This window comes from Isoptericola jiangsuensis (genome assembly GCF_002563715.1).
GTDB lineage: Bacteria > Actinomycetota > Actinomycetes > Actinomycetales > Cellulomonadaceae > Isoptericola > Isoptericola jiangsuensis.
In genome coordinates this window covers 1333584-1357511 of sequence record NZ_PDJJ01000001.1, presented here as the reverse complement: position 1 = coordinate 1357511, position 23928 = coordinate 1333584, and the positions used below count along the sequence as shown (strand labels likewise).

The following is a 23928-nucleotide window of genomic DNA, read 5'->3' as shown; positions in this document are numbered from 1 at the left end:
CGGGCGTCACCCCGCCCCGGCGGCCCCCTTCGTCAGGCCTGGTCGTCGACCACCGCGAAGGCGTCGATCTCGACCAGCATCTCCTCCCGCGGCAGCCCCGTCATGACGGTGGTGCGCGACGGCAGCACGCCGGACGGGCAGTGCTCCTGCACGAACGCGCCGTAGGCCTCGTTCATCGCCGCGAAGTCGTCCCGCGTCGTCAGGTACACGCGCAGCATCATCACGTCGTCGAACGTGGCGCCGCCCGCCTCCACGATCGCCCGGACGTTCTCCAGCGTGCGGGTGGTCTGCGCGGCCACGTCGCCCGGGTGCAGGTACTCCCCCGACGCCGGGTCGACCGGCCCCTGCCCCGACACCTGGAGGAACGGGCCACGCCGCACCCCCTGGTGGAAGGTGTGGGCGGGCGCCGGTGCGTGGGGCGTGCTGATGGGGGTCTTGCTCATCGCTCCTCCTCAGAGCTCGAGGGCGAGCTCGGCGACGACCTCCGGGCCGTCGACGAGCAGGCCCGAACGGTGCTTGTCCAGGGTCGTGCAGGGGTGCGAGACGCCGAACGCGACCACCTCGCCGGGGGCGAGGTCGTCGTCGGGCACCTCGAGGTAGGCGTGCTGGTCGTCGAGCGCCGTCACGGTGGCGGTCACCGGCCGCCCCGGCCCGAGCCGGCCGGCGGCGTCCACGGGGTGCACCCGCAGCGGGAACGGCAGGTCGATGTCGAACGAGACGTCCCGGCGGCCCATCGCGCACACCGCGCGTCCGGGCTCGGGCGCGGACAGCACCGACGCCCACACCGTGATCGCGGGACGCAGGGCCTCGGCCCCCAGCCGCGTCCACGGGTCCGCGCGCAGGTAGTGACCGTGGTCGTGCGTGACGTACGCACCGGACCGCAGCACCGCACGGACGCCCGCCCGGTCCGCCAGCGCGTCCAGGACGACGTCGGCGAACGCGCTGCCGCCCGCGCTGACCACCACCGGCCCGTCGATCGACGCCCGGAGCCCGTCAGCCGCGGCGAGGAGGTCCGCGCACCACCGGGCCACGCCCGCCCGCGGGTCGGGGCCCGACGCCGCCGGACCCTCGTAGCCCGCGACGCCGACCAGCCGCAGCCCCGCCGCGACCAGGTCGTGCGCCAGCGCCACCGCGGCGTCCACGCCGCGCACGCCCGTCCGCCCGCCCGGGACGCCGAGCTCGACGAGCACGCCCAGCCGGTCGTGCGGGGCACCGTCGAACGCGGCGGCCAGCGTGCGGACGCCGTGCGCGGAGTCGACGTACACCCAGACCTCGTCGGCGCCGTCGTCGTCCAGCACGCCCCGCAGCCACGCGGCGTCGCGCGGGTCCACCAGCTCGTTCGCCAGGAACGCGCGGCGCACGCCCCAGCCCAGGACCGTCGCGAGCTGCGTCGGCGTCGCCACCGTCGCACCCCACGCGCCCGCCGCGGCCTGCCGCTCCCACAGTCCGCGCGACAGGTGCGTCTTGACGTGCGGCGCATGGTCGACGCCGCGGGACGCCATCACCTCCGCGACCGTCGCCACGTTGTGCTCCACCGCGTCGCGGTCCAGGGTCAGCAGCGGCCACGAGCGGCCCGGGTCGTCGATCCTCATGCTCTCAGCCTGCCTCACGCCCGGTCCGCCCCGTCCGGGCCGCCCGGTCGCAGCGCCCGGCCCGGACGGGACCGCGTCGCCACGCCGTCCACCAGTACCGGGACCCCGGCGACCAGGACGTCGTCGACGCCCGTCGCCGGGACGCGGGGGGCGTCGTACGTGGCGCGGTCCGCGAGCGTCGCCGGGTCCACCAGGACGACGTCGGCGACCGACCCGGGCACCAGGGAGCCCCGGCCCTCCAGGCGGAAGCGACGGGCCGCCCGCCCCGACAGGTGCTCCGCCGCGTCGTGCCACGACCAGTCGCCGGACTCCAGCACCCGCTCGCGCAGGAACCGGGCGAACGCCCCCCAGCCGCGCGGGTGCGGCCTGCCCTGGGCCGCGTCGGCGCCCACCGGCTGGTAGATCGCGTCCGAGCCGCCGAGGTGCGCGCGGTGCGTGGCGAGCCTGCGCACCGACTCCTCGCTGTTCGTCGGCGGCTGCGCGAACACGCAGCTCGCCCGCAGTCGGGACGCGCGCAGCACCCGCAGCGCCGCGTCGCCCGGGCTCACGCCCCAGCGCCGCGCCACCTCGGTCAGCGGCCGCCCCGCGACGTCCTCGTCCGGGTCGAGCCCGGGCACCCAGGCGAGCGTCACCCGCGGCCACAGGTCGTCCAGGCCCGCCAGGTGCGCGCGCAGCCGCAGCGTCAGCGCCGGCGCGTCGATCGCGGACAGCGTGGCGTCGGGGTCCGCGAGGGGCAGCCACGTCGGCAGCGCCACCATCGCGAGGATCGAGCAGCCGCGCAGGTACGGGTAGGAGTCGAACGTGACGTCGTGACCGTCGTCGAGCGCCGCGTCGAGCATGGGCACGAGCGTGTCCGCCGGGCCGTGCAGGTGCGACACGTGGGTCGCCACACCCGTCTCGGCGGACAGCCGCAGCAGCTCGGCGAACGCGCGCGCCGCCTTCGCCTCGTAGCCCCGCATGTGCGACACGTGCGGCAGGTCGTGCGCCGCCGCGACCCGGGCCAGCGCCACCAGCTCGGCCTGGTCGGCCCAGGCCGCCGGCACGTACTCCAGCCCCGTGGACAGCCCCAGGGCGCCGTCGGCGAACGCCTGCTCGGCGATCGCGGCCATCTTCTCCGCCTCGGCCGTGCTCGCGCGCCGCTGCGCCGTGCCGAGCACGAGGTGGCGCACCGTCCCGTGCGGCACCAGGACGCCCACGTTGACGGGCGTCGCCCGGTCGTAGGTCGCCAGGAGCTCCGCCACGGTCCCGCCCGAGAAGCGCGGGTGGTCGCCGTCGATCCCGGCGAAGTAGCCGCTCGCCCAGAGCAGGCTCGCCCGGTCCGACGGCGCGTACCCGACGCCGTCCGCGCCCGTCACGATCGACGTCACGCCCTGGCGCAGCAGCGCGAGCTGCACCGCCGGGTCGAACACCGCGCCGCCCGCGTGGACGTGGGAGTCCACGAAGCCGGGCATCGCGATGCGCCCGCCCGCGTCCAGCACGCGGCCCGCCACGGGGCGCGCCCCCGCCGGGACGACGGCGCTCACGCGCCCGCCCGCCAGGTGCAGGTCGCGGGGCTCGCTCAGCCCGCCGTCGGGCAGGGGCAGCACCGCGCCGCGGACCACGTCGACGGCGCCCCTCACGAGGTCACCTCGGCGTCGTCCTCGACCCAGCCGCCGGCGCCGCGCCACCCGGCCGCCGCCCGCTCCGCGGCCAGGTCCCGCGGGAAGCCCTCGACGCCGGGACGCCGCTGCCAGGGCCGCGGACCCGCCGTCGGTCGGTACTCCACCCCTGCGGCGTCGAGCCGCGGCAGGTGGTGGTGCTCCAGGCGCTCCAGGAACTCCGCTGACGCCGCACCGCCCACCTCCCGCGACACCTCGCGCGTCGTCCACACGGCCTCGGCGAACGCCGCCAGGCGCGGGAACGTCGCGTAGTCGACGCGGCGCACCGAGTCGAGGTGCTCAGTCCAGACCTGCGCCTGCGCACCCAGCAGGCGGCCCGGCAGGTCCGCCGGCAGGTCCGGGCGGGACGCCCGCACCGCGTCCGGCATCGGCTCGAACGCGTACACGTCGGCGGTGGTCCGCGCGAACCCGACGGGCACCGGCTCGTCCGGGTCCTCGGCCGCCCGGTGGTCCAGGTAGACCTCCTGCTCCGGGGCGAGCACCACGTCGTGGCCCGCGGCCATCGCCTCCAGCGCGACCTCGTGCCCGCGCCAGCACAGCACGACGGCGTCCCGCGGCAGGTCGGGGCCGAACGCCTCGTCCCACACCACCGCACGGCGTCCGAGCCCGCGCAGGTGGTCGGCGAGCCGGGCCACGAACCAGCCGTGCAGCCGTGCGACGTCACCCGACCCGTCCGGGCGCGTCAGTCCCAGCGACGCCGCCCGCTCCGCCAGGTCCGGGCGGGCGCGCCACGCCGTCAGCGGCACCTCGTCGCCGCCGAGGGCCACGAACGGGGAGTCGAACACCTCGCACACCTCGTCGAGGACGTCGCGGAACACCGCGAGCGCCTCCTCGGACGGGTCGAGGACGTCCGCGCTCACGCCCCACGTGGTGAGGACCTCGTGCGGGCCGTCCTGGGCCGCCAGGTGCGGGTACGCCGCCAGCACCGCCTGCGTGTGGCCCGGCACGTCGATCTCCGGGACCACCGTCACGCCGCGCTCGCGCGCGTAGGCCACGACCTCGCGGAGGTCGTCGGCCGTGTAGTAGCCGCCGTGCGGGCGGCCGTCGGGCGTTCCGGTGCGCCAGGTCCCGACCGTCGTCGAGGTGCGCCACGACCCGACCTCGTGCAGGCGCGGGTGGCGACGCGACTCGAACCGCCAGCCCTGGTCGTCCGTGAGGTGCAGCTGCAGCACGTCGAGGTGGTGCGCCGCCGCGAGGTCGACGAACCGCAGCACGTCCGCCTTCGGCAGGAAGTGGCGGGCGACGTCGAGCAGCACGCCGCGCCAGCCGTGGGCGGGGGCGTCGTGCAGGTCCACGGCCGGGAGCCCCGGGCCGGTGCCCGGGCGCAGCGGCGCCCGGCGGAAGGCGTCGGGACCGGCGAGCTGGCGCAGCGTCTGCACGGCGGCGTGCGCGCCGGCGAGGTCCGCGGCCCGCACACGGACGGCGTCGTGGCTCGTGCGCAGCGCGTACCCGCCGGCGGGCAGCCCGGGGTCGAGGTCGAGGTCGACGGACGGCGTCGTGCCGGTCCCGCGGGACGGGGCGCCGGGGTCCTCGGTCACCAGGTCGATCCCGAACGCGTCCTCGGTGACGCGGCGCCACCAGCGGGCGGCGGGGCGCAGGGCGGGATGGACGTGGAGACGGGTGCCGTCGGTCAGGACGACGGCACCGCCTCCCGGCTCGGCCCGAGCAGGTCTCGGCACGGTGGGCGGCGCCGTCGTCGGCGCCGGGAGCGGTGTGTCGTCGGCCACCCGGCCCACCCTAGCGGAATTAGGGAGTCGTCCTGACAATCTCCCGTCCCGACACGCCGTCCCCGCAGGTCAGGCCGCGGGGCCGTGCGGGACCACGACGGCCCGGCCGGTCAGGGTGCCCTCCTCCAGCCGGCGGTACGCCTCGAGGGCGTCGTCGAGGGAGAACCGCTCGACGTCGGGGCGGATCTGCCCGGCGCGGTACATCGCGACCACCTCGTGCAGCTCCTCGACGGTGCCCCAGTAGGTGTTGGTCAGCGTCGCCTCGTACGGGTTGGCGAAGAACGACCACTCGGCCGTGCCCCCGGCGATGCCGACGACCGTGAGTCGCCCCTGTCGCGCCATCGACGCCTGCGCGGTACGGATCGTCGGGCCCGCTCCCACGAAGTCGAAGGCGGCGTCCACGCCCTGCCCGCCGGTGATCTCCCGGATCGCCTCCACCTGGCCCTCGCCGCCCGGGACCGTCACGGCGCCCGCGGCGGCCGCGCGCTCCATCGCCTCGGGCTTCATGTCGGTGGCGATGACGGTCGCGCCGGTCAGCGCGGTGAGGATCTGGACGGCGATCTGACCCAGCCCGCCCAGGCCGATGACGAGCGCGAAGCGTCCGCCGCCCGCCAGGTGCGGCAGCGCGAGCTTGATCGCGTGGTACGGCGTGAGGGCGGCGTCGCTCAGCGGGGCCGCCGCGACGGGGTCGGCGTCGCCGAGCGGCACCAGGTTCCGCACCGGGACGGTCACGTACTCGGCCATGCCGCCGTCGCGGCCGATACCGGTCGCCAGGTAGTCCATGCTCGCGACGTTCTCGCAGTAGGTGTCCTGCCCGCGCGAGCAGGCGCGGCAGCGGCCGCAGCCGATCGGGCCGTAGACGAGGTGGGCGCTGCCGACCTCGACGCCCGCGACGCCCTCGCCGAGCTCCTCGACCCAGCCGGAGACCTCGTGGCCCAGGACGAACGGGGGCCGGATGCCGGCCGGGTTGTCGGCGGTGAAGTCGGCGTAGATGCTCACGTCGGAGTGGCAGGCGCCCGAGCCGGCGACCTTGAGGAGCACCTCACCGGGGCCGGGGACCGGACGGTCCACCTCGGTGACGACGGGAGCGGACTGGAACTTCTCGAACACGACGGCGCGCACGGCGATCCCTTCTTCCTGACGCGGGTTGACGTCATCGGCGGTCCGTTGCTCGCGGCAACGGGATCACCCTCACCGTAAGCATGCATTCGCATGAAAAAGGGGCCCACGACCCTCGAAGCGACCAACCTCACATCGAGCGCGTCGTCGCTGCCCGGGAACGACGAGAGGCCCCGCCGTGGCGGGGCCTCTCAGGGCTGTGGAGCTGCGGGGAATCGAACCCCGGTCCGGTGGCGCTATCCCAGGACTTCTCCGGGCGCAGTCTGCTGTGCTTTTCTCGGCCCCCGCACTCACGCAGACAAGGTGCGGACGGGCCCAGTCACCTGGAAGTCCCCGCCGCCCCGATGACGAGGGCGACGAGCAGTGGCTCTCTAGATGACGCGAGCTACCGGGTCGAGAGCGATCCCGGGCTCACGGACTTCGAGGCTCGCTCAGGCGGCGAGGGCGAAGTCGGTGCGCTTGTTATCGGCACCTATAGGTTTGCAGGCAAGCGTTCACGAGATGAGCCTGCGTCCTCGGCCCGCTTCTCCTGGAAGCACGACCACCGTCGAAACCGATCAGCCCCTGTGGTGTTGTCAAACGCCGGCCCGCAGGCCGACCGTCCCATCGTAGTGGAACAACGCGGCGGCCCGCACCGGTATTTCCGGCGCGGACCCGTCGCGGCCCGTCAGGACAGCAGCTCCTGGTGCCGGATCGCCCGGTGCGCCTCGCGCATGTCCTGCTGCTCGCGCAGCGCGTGCCGCTTGTCGTACTCCTTCTTGCCGCGCGCCAGGGCGATCTCCACCTTGGCCCGGCCGTCCAGGAAGTACAGGCGCAGCGGGATGATCGTGTGCCCCTTCTCGCGCGACTTCACCCCGAGGCGGTCGATCTCCTCGCGGTGCAGCAGCAGCTTGCGCTTGCGCCGCGGCGTGTGGTTGTTCCACGTGCCCTGGAAGTACTCCGGGATGTGGACGTTCTCCAGCCACGCCTCGTCGCGGTCGATCGCGACGTAGCCGTCCACCAGCGACGCGCGACCCATCCGCAGGGCCTTGACCTCCGTGCCGGAGAGCACGATGCCCGCCTCGAAGACGTCCTCGATCACGTAGTCGTGACGCGCCTTCTTGTTGTTCGCCACCACCTTGCGGGGGTCTTCCGGCTTCTTCCTGGCGTTCTTGGCCACGGCTCCTCCTTCCAGGTGCGACGACCCAGGATACGCGGACGACGACGCCGGTCCAGCGGATTTCTCCCCCGGCGCAGCCCGGCCGCGGGGCCGGCACCCGTCAGTTCAGCCAGCCGCCCATCGGGTCGACCGTGCTGCCGTTGACGTACACCTCGAAGTGCAGGTGGCACGCCGTGGAGGTCCCCGACGAGCCCGAGTAGCCGATGATCTCGCCGCGGTCGACCTTCTCCCCCACGAACACCGTGTCCCGCGACAGGTGCAGGTAGCGCGTCATCACGCTGTCACCCTTGTACCGGCCGTGGTTGATGAGCACGTTGTTGCCCGGCCCGCTGCCGTAGTACGCCTGCTCCACGTAGCCGCTCTCCGCGGCGTAGATCGGCGTGCCGCAGTAGGAGCGGATGTCGGTACCGGCGTGCAGTCGCCAGTAGTTGAGCGACGGGTGGAAGCGCATCCCGTACGAGCTGGTCACCACGTGGTAGTTCGTCGGCCAGCCGAGGAACGGACCCGACGAGGACGACCCGCCGCCGCCCGAGCCGCCGGAGCTGCTCGACCCACCACCCGAGGAGGAACCACCGCCCGAGGAGGAACCACCGCCGCCGGACCCGCCCCTGCTCGACTCCTGCTCGGCCTTGCGCTGCGCCTCGGCCGCCGCCGCGGCCTCCTCCTCGCGCTTCTTGCGCTCGGCCTCCAGGCGGCGCTGGCGCTCCTCCTCCAGCCGGCGGTCACGCTCCTCCTGCTTGACCATGAGGTCCTTGATCTGGGCCTCGAGGTCGGCGCGCTGGTCCTCGTTCTCCTCCAGCTCCGCGATCGTGTCCTCGCGCTGGGCCGCGATCGACGCCTTGAGCTCCTGCTGCTCGGCGATGAGCCGCTCGACCTCCGCCTTGCGCTCCGCCGCCTCCTGCTCGGCCTCCTGCGCGGCGACGACGTTCGCGTCCGCCTCCGCCTTGAGCTCCGCGATGGTCTCCCGCACCGCGTCGAGGCGCGCCTGCTGGTTGCGCGCGACCGTCTCCGCCTCCTGCAGGTCCGTCACCGCACGCGACCGGCTGCGCGCCGCCGACGACGTCACGGCGACGTCGTCGAGGAACTCGCGTGTGGACTGCGCGCCCGTCACCAGGCCCAGCGTGGACAGGTCGTCGCCGCGCCGGTACGCCTCGCGCGCCATCGCGACGACGTCGGAGCGGGCCTCGGCGACCTTGCCCTCGCCGTCCGCGATCTGCCCCGCGACCTCCCGCTCCTCGGCCTCGGCCGCCGTCAGGCGGTCGGCCAGGACCTCCGCCTTGCGCCGCGCCTCGGCGAGCACCGCCTGCGCCTGCGACAGCTCCGCCTGCGCCACCGGGAGCCGCCCCTCCACCTCGTTGAGGTCGAGGACCGCCTGCCGGAACTCGTCGTTGGCGTCCTCCAGCTCGTGCTGGAGGTCCTCGCGCTCCGCCTCCTTCTGGCGCTGCTGCTTCTCGGCCGCGGCGCGCTGGTCGTCCAGCTCGTCCGCGCCCGCGGGCACCGCCGGTCCTGCCAGCAGCAGCCCCACCAGGACGGCACCGATCACCTTGCGCAGGTCAGGAGTCCTCACGGGTCACACCCTCGTGTAGCGATGCAGGGTCAGGGCGGAGGAGACGGCGGCCAGACCGACCGCCACCCCCAGCAGCAGGGGCGCGATCGTCAGCACGTCCGTGGTGGTCACGCTGCTCACCCAGTCCACGGACTCCGCGAGCCAGTCCACGACCAGATACTGCACGGCCGCCCACAGGCCCGCCACCGCGAGCACCGCCCCCACCAGCGCCGCGATCGCCCCCTCCAGCATGAACGGGAGCTGCACGAACAGCGTGGACGCGCCCACCAGACGCATGATCCCCGTCTCGCGCTGCCGCGACACCGCGGACAGCCGGATCGTCGTCACGATGAGCAGGGTCGCCGCCAGCAGCATCACGCCGGCCAGGCCCACCGCCACGAGCGACGCCCGGTTCAGCACGAGGAACAACGGTTCGAACGCCGCCCGCTGGTCCTCCACCACCTCGACGCCGTCACGCCCCGACAGGACCTCGTCGACCACCTGGTACTGCTCCGGGTCGGACAGCTTCAGCCGGAACGACGCCTGCATGTCGTCCTCGGTGAGCTGCGTCCCCTCGTAGCCGTCCGGGTAGCGCGCGCTGAACGCCTCGAACGCCTCCGCCTTCGACTCGTAGTACGTCGTCGCGACGACGTCGCCCAGGTCGGACTCGATCGTCCGCTCCAGCGCGGCCACCTGATCGTCCGTCGCCTCACCACCCGCGCACGTCGGCGCCGTCGACCCGTCCGGGCACAGGAACACCGACACCTCGACCAGGTCGTACCAGTCGCCCTTGAGCTTGGTCACCTGGAGCTGGAGCAGCGCCGCGGCGCCGACGAACGTCAGCGACACGAACGTCACGAGGACCACGGAGACCACCATCGTCGCGTTGCGGCGCAGGCCGAGCAGCACCTCGCCGAGGACGAACTGGAGACGCACCCTCAGTCCTCCCGTCGCCCGTGCGCGGCACCGGACATCTCGTGCCGCAGCGACCGCTCGTCGGGACCGTCCGCCCGCTCGTCGGGGCCGTGTGCGTCGTCGGGCTCCACGTCGAGGTCGTCGGGACCGGCGGACCGGTACGCGGACGCCCCGCCGCGCGTGCGTCGCGACGGCAGCGGCTCGGGCTCCGGATCCGCCGCGGGCACGTCCTCGAACACGCCGTGCGCGGCGGCGACCCGCGCCGCCCGCTCGGCCGCCACGTCGCCCGGCTCGGGCTGCACCGTGATGCGCGGTGTCGGTACCCCGCGGCCCGGGGCGTCCAGCCCCGGCGCCGGACCGACCGCCGGCAGGATCTCCTCGCGGCGCCCGTAGGCCGCCTCCGCCTCGTCGCGCACCACGTGACCCGTGGACAGCTCCACGACACGACGCCGCATCTCGTTGACGATCTCGTCGTCGTGCGTCGCCATCACCACCGTGGTGCCCGTCCGGTTGATGCGGTCCAGCAGCCGCATGATGCCCAGCGACGTCGTCGGGTCCAGGTTGCCCGTCGGCTCGTCCGCCAGCAGGATCGGCGGCCGGTTGACGAACGCGCGCGCGATCGCGACCCGCTGCTGCTCACCGCCCGACAGCTCGTGCGGCCGCCGCTTCTCCTTGCCGTCCAGGCCCACCCACTCCAGCACCTCCGGCACCGTGCTGCGGATGACGTGGCGCGGCTTGCCGATGACCTGCAGCGCGAACGCGACGTTCTCGTACACCGACTTGTTCGGCAGCAGCCGGAAGTCCTGGAACACCATCCCGATGCCCCGCCGCAGCCCCGGCACCCGCCACGACGACAACCGTGTCAGGTCGCGGCCCGCCACGTACACGCGGCCACCCGTCGGACGCTCCTCGCGCAGCACCAACCGCAGGAACGTCGACTTGCCCGACCCGGACGCGCCGACGAGGAACACGAACTCGCCCCGCTCGACGTCGACCGAGACGTCGTCGAGCGCCGGACGTGCCCCGCGCTCGTAGACCTTCGAGACGTTCTCGAAACGGATCACGGCGTGCCCCTTCCCGGCCTGCACCGGTCGGGGCGCCTGCCGAGTTCGAGCGTCGCACGCACGTCACCGGCGCCCGGCGGACGACACGCCGGGGCGCCACGGGTTCGTCGGTTGCCCGGGACACCCGTCAGACCCGCACGAGTCAGCGCACTTCCCGGTGACTCAGCGTCGGATCGCGCGCGTCAGCGCGGCGTCCCGCGAGTCAGCGCACTTCCCGGTGACTCAGCGTCGGATCGCGCGCGTCAGCGCGGCGTCCCGCGAGTCAGCGCACTTCCCGGTGACTCAGCGTCGGATCGCGCGAGTCAGCGAAGCGCCACGCGAGTCAGCACACGACCGTGCGACTCAGCGCTGGAGCTGGGCGCCGACGCGATCGGCCAGGGCCGGAGAGGGTTCGGGACGGAGCCGACGTCAGTCGTTGCCGCCGGAGCGACGCCAGCGGATGCCGGCCTCGATGAAGTCGTCGATGGCGCCGTCGAACACGGCCTGCGTGTTGCCGGACTCGTGCTCGGTGCGCAGGTCCTTGACCATCTGGTAGGGCTGCAGCACGTAGGACCGCATCTGGTCGCCCCAGCTCGCCTTGATGTCGCCGGCGAGCTCCTTCTTCTTCGCGGCCTCCTCCTGCTGGCGGATGAGCAGCAGGCGGGACTGCATGACGCGCAGCGCGGCGGCGCGGTTCTGGATCTGCGACTTCTCGTTCTGCATCGACACGACGGTGCCCGTGGGGATGTGCGTCATGCGGACGGCGGAGTCGGTCGTGTTGACCGACTGGCCGCCGGGGCCGGAGGAGCGGAAGACGTCGATCTTCAGCTCGGACTCGGGGATCTCGATGCTGTCGGTCTGCTCGATGAGCGGGACGACCTCGACGGCGGCGAACGACGTCTGGCGGCGACCCTGGTTGTCGAACGGCGAGATGCGCACGAGGCGGTGCGTGCCGGCCTCGACGGAGAGGTTGCCGAAGGCGTAGGGCGTGTTGACCTCGAAGGTCGCGGACTTGAGCCCGGCCTCCTCGGCGTAGGACGTGTCCATGACCTTGGTCGGGTAGCCGTGGCGCTCCGCCCAGCGCAGGTACATGCGCATGAGCATCTCGGCGAAGTCGGCGGCGTCGACACCGCCCGCGCCGGCGCGGATCGTGACGACGGCCTCGCGGGCGTCGTACTCGCCGCTGAGCAGGGTGCGCACCTCGAGGGCGTCGAGGTCCTTGCGGATCGCGGCGACGTCGGCCTCGGCCTCGGTGAGGGAGTCCGCGTCCTCCATCTCGTTCCCGAGCTCGACGAGGGTCTCGACGTCGTCGATGCGCTGCGAGAGCTTCTTGACGCGGTCGAGCTCGGCCTGCGCCGAGGACAGCGCGGACGTGACCTTCTGCCCCTGCTCGGGGTCGTCCCACAGGTCGGGGGCGGCGGCCTGCTCCGACAGGTCCGCGATCTTCGCCTGGAGGGCGGTGGGGTCGCTCACAGCCTCGATGGACTCGAGGGTGCTGCGAAGCGCCTTGATCTCGGCGGGGAAGTCGATGGTGGCCACGAGGTACCACCCTACCGCCGGGTGGGCGCGGATCCCGCCCGGGCGGGCGTGAGACGCGACCGGCCGCAGGCGGCGTGACGCCGCGGGCGGGACGCGTCAGCCGGCGCGCGCCGTGGCGGTCGCGGTCACCGAGAACCCGCCCCCGAGCGCGTCGGTGAACCAGCGCAGCAGCGGCGGGTGGGACGTGGCGGCGAGGGTCACGGTGGCGGACCGGCCGTCCGGGGTGGACGCGTCGACCACGACGACGTCGCGCAGCCCCGGCGCCGTCCCGGCAGGCTGCAGCCCGAGGTGCTCGCGCACCGCCTGCGCGACCGTGGCGTCGGTGAGCGTCAGGGTGCCGGTGCCGTCCGGTGCGGTGACGGCCTGGTCGTAGTAGTCGTCGGGCGACATCGAGTCCGCGCCGGCGACCGCCAGGGAGTCCGCCAGGTCGAAGAGGTGCTTGCGGTCGAGGTGGACAGCGGCCACCGACGACACCATCGCGATCAGCATGAGCCCGACCGCGAGGAATCCGATGCCGAGCAGCATGATCCGGCCGTCCTCCCGTCCGCCGGTCATGGCCGGGCCTCCACGTGGTCCTCGACGTCGGCGACGTGCGCCGCCTCGACGGGCACCGCGACGGGAACCCAACCCTGGAGGGCCGCGGGCACCAGCGGGAGGGGCACGTCGTACCGGACCCGCACGCCGACGGTCGCGCCCGGGGTGAGGCAGGGCTGGTACGAGCACTCCACCGTGAGCAGATCGGCCGGGTCGACGTCGAACCCCTGGTCGCCGAGCGCGAGGGCCGTGGCGGCCTGCGCCCGTGCGACGCCCTGCGCGGAGGACTCGGCGGTGACCACGGCCCGGGCCGCCTCCCGCGCCGCACCCTCGACGGCGAACGCGGCCGCGTGCACCTGCGCGAGGACCACGACCAGGTAGACGAGGGGAACGAGCAGGAGCACGCCGACGCCGAGGAACTCGACCATCGCCGCACCGCGCTCGCCGTCGGGGTCGACCCCGCCGTCGCCCCGCCGACGGGCGGCCTCGTGCCGGCGAGGGTCACCGGCCCGTCGGGCACCGGCGGACCGGACGGGCCCCGTCACGCGTCCTCGTCCAGCGCGTGACCGGTGGCCGTGAGCGTGCCGCCGGGACCGAGGAGCCCCACCACGGGCAGCGGCGCCCGGACCGTCACCTCGACGACGGGCAGACCGGACCGGGTCGTCTCCCGGACGCTGACGCTGCGCGCGTACCGCTCGTCCAGCGCGGCCGTGAGCAGGTCGCGCGTCCGCGCCGCCCCCGCGGCGAGGTCCCGGTCCGCGCGCGCCGCGACGCGTGCGCCCTCCGCCGCGGCGTCGACGACGAGCACCCGCACGTGCAGCGCCAGCGCGAGCTGGAACACGGCCAGGAACAGCGCGACCAGGAGCGCCGAGACCAGGACGAACTCCGCCACCGCCGACCCGCGCTCGGCGGCTCCCGCGTCGGGCGGACCGTTCACGGCCCGGTGACGCTCTGGATCGCGTCGGTGAAGGTCTGCTCCAGCAGCGGGCCGGCCAGCGCCCACAGCGCGACGACCAGCCCGGCGGTCATGAGGGTGACCAGCACCCAGCCCGGCACGTCCCCCCGCTCGGGGTCGGACGGTGTCAGGTCGGGTCGGTCGGTGGGGTCGACGAGCATGGTGCACCTTTCACGAGGGGACGGTCACAGACCGATCCGGAGGGTTGCCAGGGAGGGGAAGACGGCGAAGACGACGGTGATGGGCAGCACGAGGAAGACCACCGGGACGAGCATGGCCACCTCCTTCTTGCCGCCGGTCTCCATGAGGGCGCGGCGCCCGGCCTCGCGGACGTCCTGCGCCTGGGCGCGCAGCACGTCCGCGAGGGGCGTGCCCCGTTCGAGCGCCACGGCGACGCCCTCGGCGAACCGGGTGAGCGTGGGCAGCCCGGTGCGGTCCGCCATGGCGTGCAGGGCCCCGACGATCGGGGTGCCCGAGCGGACGTCGGCGAGCATCGCCGCGAACTCGTCGGAGAGCTCGCCCCGCGCGGTGGCAGCGACGCGTTCGAGGGCGGGCACGGGCCCCTCCCCCGCGGTGACGGCCAGCGCGAGGAGCTCGGCGACGGTCGGGAACTCGGCGAGCATCTGCTCCTCGCGGCGGCGGGCCGCGGCGGTGAGCTGCTGGTCGCACGCCACGAAGCCGACGGCCCCGGCGAGGAGCACGAGGACCGCGAGGACGAGCGGTGGGCTACCGCGGCCGGCGGCCAGGGCGAGGGCGAGCAGCAACCCGCCCGCGAGCGCGGTGGTGGTCCACACCAGCTGCCGGGCGCGGAACTGCTCGACCGAGTCCGCCAGCCCTGCCCGGTCGAGGCGCCGCCTGACGTCCGCCCGGGTGGAGCCGAGCCGCTCGAACCACTCCGCGGCGTCGACGACGACGGGTGCGAGCAGCCGTTCGAGGGGGCCGAGCGTCCGGGGGACGTCGGTGTCGCGCAGCAGCCCGGACCGTCGGTCCCGGGGGCGCAGGGAGGGGGCGAGACGCTCGTCGAGGCTGATCCGACGGCGGCGCAGCCCCGACGCGACGAGCAGCAGCCCCAGCGCGGCCACGAGCCCGACCAGCGCCCCGAGGGCGACCGGGGTCATCGCAGCACCCTCCTCTCCTCGGGGAGCCGTCCGATGCGACGCATCACCCGGTACGCGACGACGGTGCAGACGGCGCCGGAGGCCAGCACGGCGACGCCGGCCGCGGAGTCGTACGCGGCGGCCGTCTGCGGCCGGGTGGCCAGCAGCGCCAGGACGACCCAGGGTCCGGCGGCGGCGACACGGGCGCCGTTCACGGTCCAGGACTGACGTGCCTCGAGCTCACCGCGGGTGCGGGCGTCCTCGCGCAGGAACTCCGACAGGCTGCGCAGCAGCCGGCCGAGGTCGGTGCCGCCGACCTCGCGGGTCAGGCGAAGCGCCTCGACGATACGGTCGGCGACGGGGTCCGCGAGCCGGTCCTTGAGCAGGTCGAGGCACTCCCCGAAGCGTCCGGTCGCCCGGTAGTCGGCCGCGAACCGCGCGAACGGCTCGCGCAGGGGGACGGGTCCCCGCTCCCCGAGCTGCGCGACGGCCTCGGGCAGCGACAGCCCGGCCCGCACGCCGGAGGAGAGGTGGTCGACGACGTCGGGCCACACCTGCCGCAGGTCGTCGCGCCGTCGTCGGGCGCGGGCCCGCACGAGCGCACCGGGCGCGACGGCGGCGATAGCGGCGAACGCGGCCGCGATGACGCCGGACCGGGTGAGGGCGACGACGACGAGGAGGACGACGGCCGCCGCGCCCGCGCTGACCGCGTAGAGCCCGCCGGGGGTGACCGTCGGTGCACCCGCCTGGACGAGGAGGTCCTGCACCCGCTGCTGGCGTGCGCTGCGGCGACGCGCCCGGGGCGGACGCTCCCAGCACGACCACCAGACGCTGAACAGCCCCGCACCCCCGACGAGACCCACGACGACACCCATCAGGCCTCCCCGCTGAGCAGCGCGTGGACGTCCACCCCGACCCGCTCGTACCGTTCGACGCCGGTGGGGAACCCGTCGCCGCGCACGAGATCACCGCCGAGCGCGCCGGGCCGCCGCCGGAAGATCTGCGCGGTCTCCACCCGTCCCTCCTCGACCCGACCCGTGACGGCGACCACCTCACGGACCTGCCGCACGCCGTCGGGGGTGACCCCGAGGTGGACGACGAGGTCGAGGGACGACGCGACGGCGGGCGTGACGAACCGGTCCGAGACGTTCTCCCCCGCCAGCAGCGGGAGGGTGCACATCTTGGTCACGGCCTCGCGGGCGGAGTTGGCGTGCAGCGTGCACATCCCCGGCACGCCGGCGTTGAGCGCGACGAGCAGGTCGAAGCTCTCGGCCTCGCGGACCTCGCCGATGACGATGCGGTCGGGACGCATCCGCAGCGCCTCCTTGACGAGCCGTCGCAGCGGGATCTCGCCGGTGCCCTCCAGGGAGGGCTGACGGCACTGCATGGCCACCTGGTCGCGCACGGGCAGGCGCAGCTCGAACACCTCCTCGCAGGAGATGACTCGCTGCCCGGCGGGGATGGAGCCCGCGAGCGCGTTGAGCATGGTCGTCTTGCCGGCCTGGGTGGCCCCGGCGACGAGGACGTTCGCCCCGGCGCGGACCGACGCGTCGAGGAAGCGCGCGGCGTGCGGGGTGAGCGACCCGAGGCGGACGAGGTGGTCGAGATGGTGGGCCCGCACGACGTGCTTGCGGATGTTGACGGCCATGTGCTCGCGCGTGACGTCGGGGATGACCACGTGGAGGCGCTCGCCGCCGGGGAGGGTGGCGTCGACGAACGGGCTGGACAGGTCGAGGCGGCGGCCGCTGACCTTGAGCATCCGTTCGACGAGGTCGCGGACCTGGTCGGCGGTGAGCAGCGTGGTGGTGAGCTCGCTGACGCCGCGCCGCGCGACGAACACCTGCGCCGGGGAGTTGATCCAGATCTCCTCGACCTCGGGGTCGTCGAGGTAGGGCTGCAGGGGTCCGAGCCCGCCGAGGGAGTCGGCGACGGCGCGCGCGGTGGCGGCGGGGTCGGCGAGGGCGGGCACGACGCCGAGGGCGGCGCGTTCGGCGTAGTCGGCGAGGGCGTCGGCGACGAGCTGGTCGAGGCCGGCGCGGTCGCTGACGGGGTCGAGGCCGCGCCGCCGGACGAGCTCGCGGACCTCGCGCGCGACGGTGCTGACGGCGTCGTCGCGGGCCATGACGTCGATGGTCACCGGTCTACCTCTCGTCGGGGACTTCCGGGGCCTTCCACCAAGCGCGCCGAGAGTAGCGAAGTCCTGTCGGGGCAGGTCGGCGCCCTGTGGACGACGGATGGTCGGCTGCGACGGCGACCCCGGATGCGGGACTGTGGACGGCCGGAAGTCCAGCGATGCCGGGGTCCGGCCGTGCCGGGTGGGAGCCCGGTGGATGACGAGATGTGACCGGGCTCACACCCGTGCGCTGCGGTCGCCACTGGTTCGTCTCACGTGCTGAACACCGCGCAGGGGCGGCCCGCGGCCCGGTCGGTAGTGTCGACGCATGACGACGACCCCCCGCTGGCGCGCGGTCGCGGCGGCGACCGGCCTGCTCGCCGCCGACGGCACCGTGGCCCGCACGATCTTCGCGGAGATGACCACGCTCGCGGCCTCCACGGGCGCGATCAACCTCGGCCAGGGGTTCCCCGACGTCGACGGCCCCGACTGGGTCAAGGCCGCCGCGAAGGACGCCATCGACGCGGGCCGCAACCAGTACGCCCCGGGCGACGGGGTGCCCGAGCTGCGGGCCGCCGTCGCCGCCCACCAGCACCGCCACTACGGCCTCGACGTCGACCCGGACACCGAGGTCCTCGTCACCACCGGCGCCACCGAGGCCCTCACCGCCGCCGTGCTCGCCCTGGTCGGCCCGGGCGACGAGGTCATCACCCTCGAACCGTTCTACGACTCGCACGCCGCGGCGATCGCGATGGCCGGCGCGACCCACGTCCCGGTGCCGCTCACCGCCGACCTGCGGCTCGACGTCGCCGCCCTGCGCGCCGCCGCGAGCGACCGCACCGCGATGATCCTGGTCGACACACCCCACAACCCGACGGGCACCGTGCTCACCCGCGCCGAGCTGGAGCACGTCGCCGCCGTCGCCCGCGAGCGTGATGCCGTCGTCGTCACCGACGAGGTGTATGAGCACCTGGTGTTCGACGACGCCCGCCACGTGCCCGTCGCGACGCTGCCCGGGATGGCGGGGCGCACGCTCACGGTGTCGTCGGCGGGCAAGACGTTCAGCCTCACCGGCTGGAAGGTCGGCTGGGTCCACGGACCGGCCGAGCTCGTCACGGCGATCCGCACCGTCAAGCAGTTCGTCACGTACGCCTCGGGCTCGCCGTTCCAGCCCGCCATCGCCCGGGCGCTGGCCGACGACGACGTGCCGCGCGAGCTCGCCGCGTCGCTGGCGGCCCGCCGGGACCTGCTGTGCGACGGGCTGCGGGCCGCAGGGTTCGACGTCGTCGTGCCGCAGGGGACGTACTTCGTCGTGGCGGACGGCGCCCCGCTGGGGTTCGCCGACGGTCACGACCTGTGCCGCCGGCTGCCCGACCTCGCGGGGGTGGTCGGCGTACCGGTGTCGGCGTTCTGCCGCCCCGGGTCGACGGCGGCGGACGCCTTCGCGTCGCGGGTGCGGTTCACGTTCGTCAAGCGGCCGGAGGTCCTTCAGGACGCCGTCGGGCGGCTCGCCACGCTCGCCGGCTCGCGCTGACTCACGCCATCGAGCGCTGACTCGCGATCTCGAGCGCTGAGTGAACGGATTTCACGCTGAGTCGCGCCGAGCCGCGCTGACTCACGCCGAGCCGGCGGTCGCGCCGGGGCCGTCAGGCGCCGGCGACGAGGGACGCCGCGACGGCGAGCATGACGACCGCGATGACGCCGTCGACGACGCGCCACGCACCGGGGCGGGCGAGCAGGGGCGCGGCGAGGCGGGCGCCGTACCCGAGGGCGACGAACCAGACGAGGCTGGACGCCACGGCGCCGGCGGTGAACCACCAGCGGTCGTCGCCGTAGGAGGCGGCGACGGCGCCCTGGAGGACGACGGTGTCGAGGTAGACGTGGGGGTTGAGCCAGGTGAGGGCGAGCGCGGTGAGCAGGACGGGGCGCAGGCGGCGGCCGGCGTCGGGGACGCTGGTGTCGGCGGTGGCGACGAGCTCCTCGCCGCCGCGCAGGGCCCGGCGGGCGGCGAGCGCGCCGTAGCCGAGGACGACGGCGGCCCCGGCGTACCGGGCGGCGGTGACGAACCCGGGGTGCGCCTCGACGAGGACGCCGAGGCCGGCGCCGCCGAGGGAGTAGAGCACGGCATCGCTGAGCGCGCAGACGGCGACGACGACGCCGACGTGCTCGCGGCGCACGCCCTGGCGCAGGACGAAGGCGTTCTGGGCGCCGATGGCGACGATGAGGGACAGCCCGAGGCCGAACCCGGCGAGGAGGATCACGCCGTCGACGCTAGGCAGACACCCTGATGAAGTCCAGCGATCGTTCCTGCACCTGATGAAGCGATACTTCAGACATGCGTTGGGACTCCGGACAGCTCGCCGCCCTCGCGGCCGTCGTCGCCGAGGGCTCGTTCGAGGGCGCCGCGCGCGCCCTGCACGTCACACCGTCGGCGGTGAGCCAGCGCATCCGCGCGCTGGAGGCGGCCGCGGGCGCCGTCCTGGTGCGCCGGTCGCGTCCCGTGCGGGCCACCGACCCCGGCCGGGTGCTGCTGCGCCTGGCCCGGCAGGTGGAACTGCTCGGCGCCGAGGCCGCCGACGAGCTCGGGCCGACCGACGACGACCGCCGGCCCGTCACCGTGCCGGTCGCCGTCAACGCGGACTCGTTGGCCACCTGGGTGCTGCCCGCGCTGGCGGCGGTGGACGGCGTCGTGTTCGACGTGCACGTCGCCGACCAGGACCGCACGGTCGACCTGCTGCCCGACGGCGCCGTCATGGCGGCGGTGACGTCCCGGGCGGAGCCGGTGCAGGGCTGCACCTCGACGCCGCTCGGCCTCACGCGGTACCGGCCCTCGGCCCGGCGGGACGCGGCCGTCCGCTGGTTCCCCGACGGACCGACGCCCGACGCCCTCGACAGCGCGCCGATGGTGGTGTTCGCCCGCACCGACGACCTGCAGGACCGCTGGCTGCGGGACGTCGCCGCGGCCGCGGGCACCGCCGTGCCGGACCCGCCGCGCCACCACGTGCCCTCGACCGCGGAGTTCCTCGACGCGGTGCGGCACGGCCTGGGGTGGGGCATGTGGGGTCCGCTCCCCCGCGCCGGCGCCCGGTTCGCCGTGCTGGAGCCGGACGCCGACGTGGTCGCCCTCGACGACACGGTCGTCGAGGTGCCGCTGCACCTGCAGCAGTGGCGGCTGCGCTCGACCGTGCTGGACCGCGTCACCGACGCGCTGCGCGAGGCGGCGCGCCGGGCCCTGCCGCAGCCGTCAGCCGCAGACGCCGGGCAGTAGTGACGGGCTGGGCGACGGGGACGGCGAGGCGTCCTGCGACCCGCTGCCCGCGCCGTCCGAGCCCCCGCCGTCGCCCTGGCCGGACGACTCCTCGCCCGACGACTTCTCGTCGGTCGCCTTCGTCGTCGCCGTGACGCTCGGCGTCGGCGTCGGGCTCGGGGTCTCCCGCAGGGGCTCGTCGGCGTCGAGCCGTGCCCAGATCTCGTCGGCCTCGGACGTCCACACCACCCGGTTGGCGTCGGTCGGGGCGGTCGCCACGGGCACGGACTCGAACACGATGTTCGCCGGGTCGATGTCCTTGATGCTCCACGCCAGCCCGGCGAGCGCGGCCGGGCTGCCGAGCCGCGGGCTGGTGGACATCGCGCCGAGGGCGGCCCGCACCATCCGGTACAGGGACGACGTGTCCGTGATGACGTTCTGGTCGAGGACCTCGCGCAGCATCGAGTCGATGAACGCCTGCTGCCGCTCGATGCGCTTGAGGTCGCTGCCGTACTCCAGGCCCATGCCCTCGCCCTTGCGGACGCGCAGGAACTGGATCGACTCCTCCCCGTCGAGGGTGTGCGGACCCTCCGGCAGGTCGAGGTCCGAGTAGCGGGTGTCGCCCTTGACCGGCTCCGGGAAGCACATCGGCACGCCACCGAGCGCGTCCACGATGTCGACGACGCCCGTCATCTTCACCACGACGTGGTCCTGGATCCGCAGCCCGGTCAGCGCCTCCACCGTGAGGATGGTGCAGGCCGCCGCGCCCGTGATGTCCTGCTCCGGGCCGCCGCCCAGCGCGAACGCCGTGTTGAACATGGCGTTGTACTGCGGCGACGTCGAGCTGCCGTCCGGGCGCGGGCACGACGGGATGTCGACCAGCGAGTCGCGCGGGATCGACACCGCCTCGATGCGGGTCCGGTCCCCGCTGATGTGCACCAGCAGGGTGGTGTCGGAGTGGAACTCCTCGCCCGCCCCCGCGATCTTCGCGTTCTGCGCGTCACGGAAGTCCGTGCCCATGACGAGGATGTTGCGCGCCTTGCCCGCGAACGGGTCGCTCGGGTCGGCGGGCTCGTCCGCCGGCTCCGCGACGGGCTCCGGGTCGTCGCGGCCCAGCAGCGCGTCGACGTCGGACACCTCCATCTGCGACCGCAGGTCCACGTAGGCGGCCACCGCCGCCGACGCGGTGAACGCCAGCACGGCGGTGACGCCGAGGGCGACCCAGCGGATCACGGGATGACCGGCGACGGGGCCGGTGTGCCGGGGGTGGGCTTTCGTCACCTGCTCAGCCTATGTCGAATGTCACCTTGGCGAGGATCGAGAGGTCCGTGCCGGGCGGCGACGGCCGCGGTGCGTCCGCGACCGCCGCCGCCCGACCGGACGCCCTCAGTCGCGGCCCAGGAGCCCGGCCGCGACGGCCGGCTGGTCGGTGAAGATCCCGTCGACGCCCGCGTCGAGGAACACCTCGATCTCCGCCGCGAGGTCGCCGTGCGCGGCCGGGTCGGCCGAGGTGCGCAGGTCCGCGGGCAGGAACGTGTTCTCCGCCCGGAACGTCCACGCGTGCACGTCGAGCCCGGCGCGGTGCGCGTCCCGGACCACGGACGTCGGGGTGCCCAGCGTGCCGTCCGCGCGCCGCGGCACCAGCACGTCCTTCACCGCGCCGAGACCGTCGGCGTACCGGGCGACGTCCCGCAGGCCCCGCGCGGTCAGCAGGTCCGCGTACGTGACCGGCGACCCGGCGGCCTCCAGGTCGTACGGTGCGCCGCTCGCCGAGACCAGCTGCGCGATCCGCACGTGGGTCATCCGGTCGAGCTCGCGCAGGTTGCCCGTCTCGAACGACTGCAGGATCACCGGGGCGCGCCGCGAGTCCAGCCCGTTCGCCTGCAGCGCCGCCACGAGCGGCTCCTCCAGGGACAGCCCGACGGAGTCGAAGTACGTCGGGTGCTTCGTCTCCGGGTAGACGCCCACCTGGTCCCCGTCGCACGTCACCGAGCGGCGCGCCAGGTCCATCACCTCGTCGAGGGTCGGCACCTGGTAGAGACCGTCGAAGGCGGCGCTCGCCGGTCGCAGCTGCGGCAGGCGCTCGACGGCCCGCAGGGTGCGCAGCTCGGCGAGCGTGAAGTCCTCGGTGAACCATCCGGTGACGGCACGGCCGTCGATCTGCTTGGTGGTGCGGCGGTCGGCGAACTCGGGCCGGTCGGCGACGTCGGTGGTGCCACCGATCTCGTTCTCGTGCCGGGCCACGAGCACGCCGTCCTTCGTGGCGACGACGTCGGGCTCGATGTAGTCGGCGCACTGCAGGATCGCCTGCTCGTAGGAGGCCAGCGTGTGCTCGGGCCGGTCGCCCGACGCGCCGCGGTGCCCCACGACGGTGACGCCGTCGTCGCGGACCCGCTCGCGACGCAGGTCGACGACGACCATCTCGGTGTCGTCCGGCGTGCCCGGGACGCGGGCGTCGTTGCCGGGGTAGTTGTTGTCGTTGCCGATCAGGACGCGGCCGTCGCGCAGCCGCAGGACGGTCTCGAAGGACTGCACGGGCAGCGCGTAGGTCTCGCCGAGGCCGTAGCCCTCGCCCGCGTCGATCCCGCGGGGGTTGGCGATCTTCAGCGCGTCGAGGACCAGCTCCTTGCGCAGGTGGCCCTCGGCGTCGGTGCGGCGCAGGTCGACCTCGTACACCCGCTTGGTCACCGACGCGGCGCCGTCGGCGTTGTCCCGCTCCACCATCCAGAAGCGGCCCTTGCCGACCGTGAACGCGTCGGCCACGAGGTTCCCGGGGGCGTCCACCTGGTAGCTCCAGGTGCGACCCGTGTACTCGCCACGGCGGGTGTCGAGCTCGAACACGACCCGACGCCGCTCGTCGTCGCCGACGAGCCCGTTCTCCACGACCGGGTAGAGGTAGCGGCCGTCGGGCGAGGCGCTCATCGCCTCGAAGCCGCCGCTGGCGCGCACGCGGGCTGTCTCGCCGGCGGCGAGGGTGGGGTTCTGTGGGGACTTCAGGCCGTCGGGCAGCGCGACGGGCGCGGACATCAGGGTGCCGGTCGCGTCGAAGTGCAGCACGTACGGCCCGAACTCCTCCCCCACCCAGAACGTGCCGTCCTTCGCCCGCACCACGGACTCGACGTCGAAGTCGGCGCCGGTGAGCAGCCGCTGCTCGGTGTCCTCGTGCACGATCGGGAAGTCGAGCACGTGGTCGGCGTCGTCGTAGTCGATGCGGTCGAGGATCTCGATCTCGCCCGAGCCGCGCGTACCGGTGTCCCAGTCGGGCCGCACGAGGTAGTTGCGCAGGAGGAAGTCGGCGCTGTTGCCCTTCGCGCCGAAGCCGTTGTCGGGCTGCGCCCAGAACGTGCCGTCGCCGTTGTCGACCATGGCGGAGAACCCGGGGACGACCTGGCCGTCCCAGGGGCCCTGGCGACCGTTGGCGGCGGAGGCCCGGGCGCCCGACGGCGGGCCGTCGGCGAGGAAGTCCGCGCTCAGGGTGGCGCGGCCCTCCAGGACGGGGACCACCCGGGTGCCGGAGCGCCCGGGATCGTGCGGGTCGTGCCCGCGACCGGTGGCCGGGGCGGCGGCCGCGACCCCGGCGGCCGCGGTGGTGAGCAGGAGGGTCGCGGCGGCGGTGGCCGCGACCGTGCGGGCAAGGACAACGGACTGCCGTGTTCGTCGCATGCGCCCATGTCAGCGGCGCGG

General features: G+C 74.4%; 22 protein-coding genes and 1 other RNA gene. 2 read left to right on the top strand and 21 right to left on the bottom strand.

What is annotated here, in order from left to right; genetic code table 11:
- Positions 1 to 32 precede the first annotated feature (32 nt).
- From ATJ88_RS06080 to ATJ88_RS05995, 18 genes are all read right to left on the bottom strand, one after another.
- Positions 33 to 443 carry a RidA family protein gene (locus ATJ88_RS06080; protein WP_098463050.1) on the bottom strand — a complete coding sequence of 137 codons (411 nt, stop codon included), beginning with the start codon at positions 441 to 443 and terminating at the stop codon, positions 33 to 35.
- 9 nt (positions 444 to 452) lie between these two features.
- A complete protein-coding gene (locus tag ATJ88_RS06075) occupies positions 453 to 1592 on the bottom strand; it encodes an alanine racemase (RefSeq protein ID WP_098463049.1) in 1140 nt (379 codons plus the stop codon).
- A 14-nt stretch (positions 1593 to 1606) separates the two neighbouring features.
- Positions 1607 to 3211, bottom strand: coding sequence for an N-acyl-D-amino-acid deacylase family protein (locus ATJ88_RS06070; protein ID WP_098463048.1), 1605 nt, complete (start codon positions 3209 to 3211; stop codon positions 1607 to 1609).
- Positions 3208 to 4977, bottom strand: a complete 1770-nt coding sequence (locus ATJ88_RS06065) for a beta-N-acetylhexosaminidase (RefSeq protein WP_245852180.1) — start codon at positions 4975 to 4977, stop codon at positions 3208 to 3210. Before ATJ88_RS06065 ends, ATJ88_RS06070 begins: the two co-directional genes overlap by 4 nt.
- A 69-nt stretch (positions 4978 to 5046) precedes the next feature.
- Complete coding sequence (locus ATJ88_RS06060; RefSeq protein WP_098463047.1) at positions 5047 to 6099, bottom strand: NAD(P)-dependent alcohol dehydrogenase; 1053 nt, start codon at positions 6097 to 6099, stop codon at positions 5047 to 5049.
- Between the two features lie 194 nt (positions 6100 to 6293).
- Positions 6294 to 6661: a transfer-messenger RNA gene (gene ssrA, locus ATJ88_RS06055) on the bottom strand.
- A gap of 102 nt (positions 6662 to 6763) precedes the next feature.
- Positions 6764 to 7255 carry an SsrA-binding protein SmpB gene (smpB, locus tag ATJ88_RS06050; RefSeq protein ID WP_098463046.1) on the bottom strand — a complete coding sequence of 164 codons (492 nt, stop codon included), beginning with the start codon at positions 7253 to 7255 and terminating at the stop codon, positions 6764 to 6766.
- A gap of 100 nt (positions 7256 to 7355) precedes the next feature.
- Positions 7356 to 8822: a M23 family metallopeptidase gene (locus ATJ88_RS06045; protein WP_098463045.1), complete on the bottom strand. Its 1467-nt coding sequence runs from the start codon at positions 8820 to 8822 to the stop codon at positions 7356 to 7358.
- Positions 8823 to 8825: 3 nt separating this feature from the next.
- On the bottom strand, positions 8826 to 9737 hold the full coding sequence (gene ftsX / locus ATJ88_RS06040) for a permease-like cell division protein FtsX (protein WP_098463044.1): 912 nt from the start codon (positions 9735 to 9737) through the stop codon (positions 8826 to 8828).
- A 2-nt stretch (positions 9738 to 9739) separates the two neighbouring features.
- Positions 9740 to 10780, bottom strand: a complete 1041-nt coding sequence (ftsE, locus tag ATJ88_RS18315) for a cell division ATP-binding protein FtsE (RefSeq protein WP_170023541.1) — start codon at positions 10778 to 10780, stop codon at positions 9740 to 9742.
- Positions 10781 to 11188: 408 nt separating this feature from the next.
- The gene (gene prfB / locus ATJ88_RS06030) at positions 11189 to 12298 is read right to left on the bottom strand and encodes a peptide chain release factor 2 (protein WP_098463043.1); all 1110 of its coding nucleotides are present in this window, start codon (positions 12296 to 12298) and stop codon (positions 11189 to 11191) included.
- Between the two features lie 96 nt (positions 12299 to 12394).
- Positions 12395 to 12853 carry a hypothetical protein gene (locus tag ATJ88_RS06025; protein WP_098463042.1) on the bottom strand — a complete coding sequence of 153 codons (459 nt, stop codon included), beginning with the start codon at positions 12851 to 12853 and terminating at the stop codon, positions 12395 to 12397.
- Positions 12850 to 13377 (bottom strand): pilus assembly protein, encoded by a 528-nt coding sequence (locus tag ATJ88_RS06020; RefSeq protein ID WP_245852178.1) that lies wholly within the window; start codon positions 13375 to 13377, stop codon positions 12850 to 12852. Before ATJ88_RS06020 ends, ATJ88_RS06025 begins: the two co-directional genes overlap by 4 nt.
- Positions 13374 to 13769 carry a TadE family protein gene (locus ATJ88_RS06015; RefSeq protein WP_098463041.1) on the bottom strand — a complete coding sequence of 132 codons (396 nt, stop codon included), beginning with the start codon at positions 13767 to 13769 and terminating at the stop codon, positions 13374 to 13376. The genes ATJ88_RS06020 and ATJ88_RS06015 overlap by 4 nt, the downstream gene beginning before the upstream one ends.
- Positions 13766 to 13948, bottom strand: a complete 183-nt coding sequence (locus tag ATJ88_RS06010) for a hypothetical protein (RefSeq protein WP_098463040.1) — start codon at positions 13946 to 13948, stop codon at positions 13766 to 13768. The genes ATJ88_RS06015 and ATJ88_RS06010 overlap by 4 nt, the downstream gene beginning before the upstream one ends.
- Before the next feature lie 24 nt (positions 13949 to 13972).
- Positions 13973 to 14905, bottom strand: coding sequence for a type II secretion system F family protein (locus ATJ88_RS06005; RefSeq protein ID WP_098463039.1), 933 nt, complete (start codon positions 14903 to 14905; stop codon positions 13973 to 13975).
- Positions 14902 to 15759, bottom strand: a complete 858-nt coding sequence (locus tag ATJ88_RS06000; protein WP_098463038.1) for a type II secretion system F family protein — start codon at positions 15757 to 15759, stop codon at positions 14902 to 14904. Before ATJ88_RS06000 ends, ATJ88_RS06005 begins: the two co-directional genes overlap by 4 nt.
- Positions 15759 to 17006, bottom strand: coding sequence for a TadA family conjugal transfer-associated ATPase (locus ATJ88_RS05995; RefSeq protein ID WP_098465156.1), 1248 nt, complete (start codon positions 17004 to 17006; stop codon positions 15759 to 15761). The genes ATJ88_RS06000 and ATJ88_RS05995 overlap by 1 nt, the downstream gene beginning before the upstream one ends.
- A gap of 319 nt (positions 17007 to 17325) precedes the next feature.
- Here ATJ88_RS05995 and ATJ88_RS05990 point away from each other — a divergent pair, with 319 nt between their 5' ends.
- The gene (locus ATJ88_RS05990; protein ID WP_098463037.1) at positions 17326 to 18531 is read left to right on the top strand and encodes an aminotransferase class I/II-fold pyridoxal phosphate-dependent enzyme; all 1206 of its coding nucleotides are present in this window, start codon (positions 17326 to 17328) and stop codon (positions 18529 to 18531) included.
- Positions 18532 to 18643: 112 nt separating this feature from the next.
- Here ATJ88_RS05990 and ATJ88_RS05985 read toward each other — a convergent pair whose 3' ends face one another.
- A complete protein-coding gene (locus ATJ88_RS05985; RefSeq protein ID WP_098463036.1) occupies positions 18644 to 19258 on the bottom strand; it encodes a LysE/ArgO family amino acid transporter in 615 nt (204 codons plus the stop codon).
- 74 nt (positions 19259 to 19332) lie between these two features.
- Here ATJ88_RS05985 and ATJ88_RS05980 point away from each other — a divergent pair, with 74 nt between their 5' ends.
- A complete protein-coding gene (locus ATJ88_RS05980) occupies positions 19333 to 20265 on the top strand; it encodes an ArgP/LysG family DNA-binding transcriptional regulator (RefSeq protein ID WP_098463035.1) in 933 nt (310 codons plus the stop codon).
- Here the strand turns inward: ATJ88_RS05980 and ATJ88_RS05975 are convergent.
- Both ATJ88_RS05975 and ATJ88_RS05970 read right to left on the bottom strand, forming a co-directional pair.
- Positions 20242 to 21525 carry an LCP family protein gene (locus tag ATJ88_RS05975; protein WP_245852177.1) on the bottom strand — a complete coding sequence of 428 codons (1284 nt, stop codon included), beginning with the start codon at positions 21523 to 21525 and terminating at the stop codon, positions 20242 to 20244. The genes ATJ88_RS05980 and ATJ88_RS05975 overlap by 24 nt on opposite strands.
- Positions 21526 to 21630: 105 nt before the next feature.
- Positions 21631 to 23907, bottom strand: coding sequence for an esterase-like activity of phytase family protein (locus ATJ88_RS05970; RefSeq protein ID WP_098463034.1), 2277 nt, complete (start codon positions 23905 to 23907; stop codon positions 21631 to 21633).
- Between the last annotated feature and the right edge of the window lie 21 nt (positions 23908 to 23928).